The sequence below is a fragment of the Sphingomonas bacterium genome (genome assembly GCF_903644055.1).
In the GTDB taxonomy this organism is placed as follows: domain Bacteria; phylum Pseudomonadota; class Alphaproteobacteria; order Sphingomonadales; family Sphingomonadaceae; genus Sphingomonas_I.
Genome location: NZ_CAHJXD010000021.1, coordinates 1 through 6,087 on the forward strand (window position 1 = coordinate 1; position 6,087 = coordinate 6,087).

Annotated in this window: 7 protein-coding genes and 1 pseudogene; 3 read left to right on the forward strand and 5 right to left on the reverse strand. The window is 66.6% G+C overall.

The annotated features are described in order from the left end of the window. The coding region (locus HUU94_RS00765) for a hypothetical protein (RefSeq protein WP_174273226.1) at positions 1 to 982 on the forward strand (982 nt) is incomplete at its 5' end. Between the two features lie 3 nt (positions 983 to 985). On the opposite strand, the gene HUU94_RS00770 is transcribed toward HUU94_RS00765, so the two are convergent. From HUU94_RS00770 to HUU94_RS00785, 4 genes are read right to left on the reverse strand one after another with little or no spacing between them, the layout of a single operon-like run. Then, the gene (locus HUU94_RS00770; RefSeq protein ID WP_174273227.1) at positions 986 to 1,657 is read right to left on the reverse strand and encodes a hypothetical protein; all 672 of its coding nucleotides are present in this window, start codon (positions 1,655 to 1,657) and stop codon (positions 986 to 988) included. Continuing rightward, positions 1,654 to 2,724 (reverse strand): hypothetical protein, encoded by a 1,071-nt coding sequence (locus tag HUU94_RS00775; RefSeq protein WP_174273228.1) that lies wholly within the window; start codon positions 2,722 to 2,724, stop codon positions 1,654 to 1,656. Before HUU94_RS00775 ends, HUU94_RS00770 begins: the two co-directional genes overlap by 4 nt. Beyond that, positions 2,724 to 3,485: a hypothetical protein gene (locus HUU94_RS00780; RefSeq protein WP_254601819.1), complete on the reverse strand. Its 762-nt coding sequence runs from the start codon at positions 3,483 to 3,485 to the stop codon at positions 2,724 to 2,726. Before HUU94_RS00780 ends, HUU94_RS00775 begins: the two co-directional genes overlap by 1 nt. 23 nt (positions 3,486 to 3,508) lie before the next feature. Next, the gene (locus HUU94_RS00785) at positions 3,509 to 3,694 is read right to left on the reverse strand and encodes a hypothetical protein (RefSeq protein ID WP_174273230.1); all 186 of its coding nucleotides are present in this window, start codon (positions 3,692 to 3,694) and stop codon (positions 3,509 to 3,511) included. Positions 3,695 to 3,866: 172 nt separating this feature from the next. Here HUU94_RS00785 and HUU94_RS00790 point away from each other — a divergent pair, with 172 nt between their 5' ends. Together HUU94_RS00790 and HUU94_RS00795 are read left to right on the forward strand one after the other, a co-directional pair. Next, entirely contained in the window at positions 3,867 to 4,757 is an 891-nt protein-coding gene (locus HUU94_RS00790) for a hypothetical protein (RefSeq protein WP_174273231.1), read from the forward strand. After that, complete coding sequence (locus HUU94_RS00795; protein WP_174273232.1) at positions 4,757 to 5,728, forward strand: hypothetical protein; 972 nt, start codon at positions 4,757 to 4,759, stop codon at positions 5,726 to 5,728. The genes HUU94_RS00790 and HUU94_RS00795 overlap by 1 nt, the downstream gene beginning before the upstream one ends. Here HUU94_RS00795 and HUU94_RS00800 read toward each other — a convergent pair. Beyond that, positions 5,710 to 5,954: pseudogene (locus HUU94_RS00800) on the reverse strand (IS481 family transposase); the annotation flags it as partial. The gene HUU94_RS00795 and the pseudogene HUU94_RS00800 overlap by 19 nt on opposite strands. Positions 5,955 to 6,087: the final 133 nt, after the last annotated feature.

Genomic DNA, 6,087 nt, shown 5'->3' on the forward strand with positions numbered 1-6,087 from the left:
CGCGCGCGCCGCGACGCGCCGCATCCGCCGCGAAGTGCTGGGTTTCTATTATGGCTGGTACGCCAACCCGGCGATCAGCGATCGGTATATCCACTGGACGGGGCCGACCGGCAAGGAAGCGCCCGACGAGAAGCCGCCGCTCAACACGCCGCTGCTGGGGCTTTACGACAGCCACGATCCGGCGGTGGTGCGCCAGCATGTCGCCTGGGCGCGGCAGGCGGGGCTGACAGGGCTGATTTCCGGTGCCTGGGCGCGCGATGCCCGCACCGATGAATCGACTCGCCTGCTTGTCGCCGAGCTGGCGGCGGCGCGCATGAAAGCGAGCGTCTATATCGAGGGGCAGAAGAACGGGTATGACGGCGCGGTCGCCGATCTGCGCCAGTTGCTGACGACGCACGCAAAAAGCGCTGCCTGGCTGCGCGTCGGCAATCGGCCGGTGATCTTCTTCTACCAGGCCTCGCTGCGCGCACTGGCACCGGCCGAGTGGCGCCGTGCGGCGAAGCAGATAGCCGCCGAGGGCTTTCCCGAGCCGATCCTGATCGGCGATGTCGATCCGCGCCTGCCAACCTACGATATGCTCGCTGCGCCGCTCGACGGGACGCACATCTACGTCAATACAAGGGATCTCGCGGGCAAGAGCCCGGTCGAGATGCTCGCCTACGCCAAGGTGAACTATCCGCAGTGGCGCGCCAAATCGGCCGGCAAGATGATCCAGTGCGCGACGGTGAGCCCGGGGTACAACGACACCAAAACACCGATTACGCCCGCGCGCAATTATCCGCGCTATATCGTCCATCGCTACGGCACGGCGATGCTGGCGGCACAGTGGCAGGCGGCGGTGGGAACCGATCCGGACTGGGTGCTGCTGACCTCGTTCAATGCCTGGAACGACGGGGCCGAACTGGAACCCTCGCGCGAATGGGGCACGCTGACGATCGACGCCAACCGCCCGCTGGCCGAGGCATTCCTGCGGCGCGGCTGACGCTCAGCGCAGCGCGGGCCTCCAGGGCTGGCGTTCGGCGGCGGCGCGGCCATCCTGATCGGCGAGGACGATCGTCTCGCCATCGGCGATCATGACGAGCATGAGGAAACCGCCCAGCCCGTGCGGGAAGCGGCCCTGGATGCGGATCAACGCCGCGCAGGCCCCACCCTCGGAAAAAGCGCGCAGGATGATCGGACGAGCGCAGGCAAGCGCACCTATCACGTCCACGGGCTGCCCGGCGAGCCAGCGATCGCCGAGCGCCACCAGCGCCGCGGCATGGGCGGGCTCCAGTTCGGGATGCGCTTCGGGCGCGAAGCCCAGCCGCCCGCCGCGCTGATCCATATCGGCGTCGGCAGGCACCGATGTGACGGGTCGAAGTGGCGCCGGGTCGGCCCCCTCCCCCAGCCGCCACAGCCGGGTGATCCAGCCATCATGCAAATCGGCAAACAGCGCCACGGGCCGGCCCGCGGCATCCTCGCCGATGACGGCCTGCGACCGCGCCGTGCGGGCCTGTCGCGTCACGGCGGTGAACGGAGAATGGCGGCGCAGCATCGCAGCGATCTCCTCCTTACCATAGGCATCGCTGCCGAACCCCTCGAACGACGTATTCTGGAGGAGCGGCGACGGCGCGATGTCAACCCGCGCCAGCGCCAGCATATCCGCATTGCCGCTCATGCGCCCAGCCCGCCCTCGATCTGCCGGAGCACCGCAAGTTCATCGAATACGGTGATATCCTCGACGATATGGCCGGCGCGGAGGCGGTAATGCGAGATGGCGAGGATCAGCAGCTCGCGCGCACCGGGTAGCCCCCACACCCCTATACCCCCATGGCGGCCGGCCAGCGACCAGCGCAGCGCCACGGCGATGTCGCCATCGGGCAAGGGCCGTGCGGCATAGTGCTCGAGCCGGAAGCATGGATCGCGCAAGGGCGCGCGCAATTGCAGCAGCAGGCCGATCCACCCGGCCGGGCCATAGGTGCGACGGCCCGAGGGCCACAGCGCCTCGATCGCTGGCCAGACGATGGCTGCCGCCTCTCCATACAGATCGTGATTGAACGCGCGATCGAGCGCGGCGGCGATTGGGGCGGCGGGGTGATCCCCCGGCGGCTCGATCGAGGGCGTGTCGCGCACGCGAGCGCGCTCCGCAGCCAGCCAGCCGTGCCGTGCCGGATCGCCCTCGCGATCGGCCGCCGCCTGACGCCGTGCCAGCGCCAGCGGATCGACGCCCAGCATCCGTGCGAGTTGCAGATTGTCGCGCACTAGCCATTCGTCGACGATCAGATTTTCGCGGCACAAGCAGTCAGCGATCACGCGCACGCCGGTATGGGCGCCGCTCGCCGCGCCGCCGATCGCATCATGGCCGAGATGGGTCGCGAAGCTGACGATGCGGTGCGACGAGAGGAAGGTGCCCGGCGTATCCTCGCTCCAGATAACATCCTCGGCAATCGGGCTGCGATCGGGGGATCCGGCGATCGCAGCCACGGTATTGTCGATCACCGCATCGACTCCGGCGGAAAACCCGCCGAGTGTGAACACCGGGCAATCCTCCGCATAATGCGTGCGGCACAGCCCGATATTCTTTTCCTCCCAGATACGATGCGTGCAGCGCAAAATATAATCGACAATGTCCGAATAGAGGGGCTCGAAGCCGTCGAGCTGCTGGCGGCGGGCACGCGGTTCCAGCAGTTCGGCAATCGGCCGGCCGAACGGCGAGGAAACCTGCGGATCAGCGTCCCACGGCATCATGCTGCTCCTGCGCGCCGCCAGCCTGCCACCACCATTTCCGCCGCCGCCAGATCCTCGATCGCCAGGCCTACCGACTTGAAGAGCGTAATGCGGCGATCAGGGGACGGCACGCGATCGCCGCGCAGCAGTTGCGACAGGGTGATGATGCCGGCGGGATCGATCAGCCCATCGGCGATCGGCGCGGCAAGATCGCCGGCATCCAGCGCCGCCGAGCTGTCGACCACGATTGCGGCCGAGGCGGTCAGGCGCGGTTCTGCCTCGCGCATCGCAGCGGTATAGCCGCCGATCAGATCGAGATGCGCGCCGTCACGCACCATAGCCGGGGTGAGCAGCGGTTCGGTGGAAAGCGTCGCGGTGGCGATGATCTCGGCGTCGGAGATGGCAGCATCCAAGTCCGCGTCGGCGCGCGCGGGAAGCCCCTTGTCGCGGAGTTGCGCTGCGAGTGCCTCGGCCGCCTCGGCACGGCGCGCCCAGACGGCGATCCCGGTCAGCGGGAAGCTGGCCGCATAGGCTTCCGCCAGGGCAGCCGCGACGGCGCCCGCGCCAACGATGGTGAGCCTGCTCGCATCGGGCCGGGCAAGCGCGCGAGCGGCGAGGACAGACGTCGCGGCGGTACGGCGGGTCGTCAGCGCGTGGCCGTCGATCAGGCCGATCGTCTCACCGTTCGTCGCGTCGATCGCGAGCGCGACGGAGCGGAGCGCCCCGCCGGGCCGCGTGCCCAGCGCGGGGTGGACCGTCACCAGCTTGACGAGCGCCATCCCCCCATCGCGCGCGACCGGCATTACGAGGAGGTGCCCCGCCGGACCCGCCGCCGTCGCGCCGAGCGCGATTTCCGTGCGGCGGGGCAGTGCGGCGGATCGACGAAGGCCGTGTGCAGCGCCTCGATCAGCGCCGGATAGGGCGTGTGTAAAGCGACCGTGGCCGCGTCCAGATACGGTTTCAGCGTCACGGGCGGCTGCACTTCCATTGACGCCAGCCTAGACCGAAATCGCGATCACACCAAGCGGCGCTACAGCTTGGCGCTGTCGCCGATGATACGATGACTGCGCTTGCATTTATCGTTTGCGTAGGCGCCTCTCCCTATGGTCAAACCCCAGCGCGCCCACGCGGGTGCGGATGGGCAACCGAAGGAGCACAGGATGGGATCGCGGCGGATCGGGCGATGGGCGGTTGCGATGGCGCTGCTGTCGCCTGCTGCGGGCTATACGCAAGCAGGCCAGCCGCCTTTCTTGACATCGACGCCCGCCGTAACAGCCGCTGCGCGTGCGAAGGCGACGGGCAAGCTCACGCCCACCCCTTCGCAGGCCGAACTGCGCGCCTTGTGGGAAGGCGGCACGTGGAGCCAGGATGTCGGCCGGGGCGGCGGCTGGATGTCGGGATTCAAGACCTCGGCCGAATATGGCGATCCCGAATTCGTGCCGCCCAACATGGTGCCGCTTAAACCTGCGCCGATGGAGGTCTACAAGAATATCCGGCGCGAGATGGGACGCGGGCGGCAAATCTTCGGCCCCTATACGCAATGCCATCCGGCGGGCATGCCCTACATCCTCACGATGAGCGGCTATGGCGGCTGGGAGGTGGTGGTATCGCCCAGGGAGATCGACTTGTTCTACGGCAACCAGATGCAGCACCGCCGCATCTTCCTCGATGGCCGCCCGCATCCCGACGAGGCGACGACTTCGCTTTACAACGGCTGGTCAGCCGCGCACTGGGAGGGTAAGACGATGGTGGTCGAGACGACCAACATCCGGGGGAGCAACACCCAGATCGAACCGCATATTCCCAAGGCGGAGGGATCGTACATCATCGAACGCTACACGCCGGCCGGGCCGAACAAGATCGCGCTCGAGATGACCATGACCAACCCCGAGTTCACCCGACCCTGGGTCGTGAAAATGATGCTGACGCGGAACCCGAACGGCAAGATGATCGAAGGCATGTGCAGCGACGATAATCGCTGGGTGTTTCGTGGCGGTGAGCTGGTGCTCCTTGGGGCGGATGGCAATCCCCTGGAAAAGGCCGAGGATTGATGGCGACTGTGCAACGCCCGCGCCGCGAAGTGCTCGCTTTCTACTATCGGGGGCGCGCCAATCCGCAGTTCAGCCGCGCCTATAAGCGGTGGCAGGGGCTGAACAAGGAGGCGCCGAAAGAGGACCCGGTCCCGCATCTGCCGCTGCTGGGCATGTATGATAGCCTCGATCCGGCTGTGATCACGCAACATGCGGCGTGGCTGAAACAGGGCGGCTTCACCGGCGCGATCCACGGCGCCTGGTATCGCGAATTGTGGGAGGATCGCGGCGGCGGGCCGATCTGGCTGCAGGCGATGCACGATCATGGCCTGAAGGTCAGTTTCTATCTGGAGGGTCAGAAGGGCGGGGTCGAGGGTGCCAAGAACGATTTCCGCTACATGTTCCAGCAGGCGATGACCCACCCTGCCTGGCTGCGCGTCGACGGACGGCCGGTGATCTTCTTGTATCGCAAGGCGCTGCGCGAATTGCCGGCTGATGGCTGGCGTGAGGCGGCGCGGGCAATGGTAGCCGAGGGCCATCCCGAGCCGTTGCTGCTGGCCGATGTCGAGCCCGCCGATCCGCAATTCGATGCGAAGGCGGGCATGCTCAACGGCACGCACATCTGGCATTTCGCCGAACATATCGCGGGCAAGAGTCCGGCGGAGATCACCGCCTTCACCGACGAAGCCTATCCGCGCTGGCTGGCGAACGCGCCGAAGCGCATCCGCTGTGCGATGGTGATGCCGGGCTATGACGATCGCTTGATCGAGAACCGCCCCTATCCACGCCCGACGACCGATCGCTTCGGCACGGGGACGCTCGGTGCCCTGTGGTCGGCTGCGATCCGCCACGATGTCGATTTCGTGATCGTCAATTCGTTCAACGCCGCGCACAACGGCAACGAGATGGAGCCCTCGGTGGACTGGGGTACCTCCGCGATCGATGCCAACGCCATCTTTGCCCGGCGATTTCTGAGCGGTAGCAGGGTGTGACGACGGAAGGCGACGATGACCGCCTCATGCTCGATCGACAGTACCGTAGATCGTGCCACCTTCGGGCCGGTTGGCAGATCGACCGTCGAGGTCCGCCGCTTCCACTAGGCAACTGACTTCTGGTTCCGTGACACTTCGCCAGAACCCTCAGGCTCTCTTGACTATGCTGTATCGCTTGATGGGCCGCCTCAGTCGTCGTGGCGCTCCCGGGGTGTACCTGGCCCATGGCGCCTCCTTCCCAGCTAACGGTGAAAATGCACCATCAAAGCATGGGATCAACAGCTAGAGTCAGACTCGATCATGATTGCACGTATCCGGAGTGGTGGATGTAATTGGAGCATTCGCTTGGCGTGAAGCGA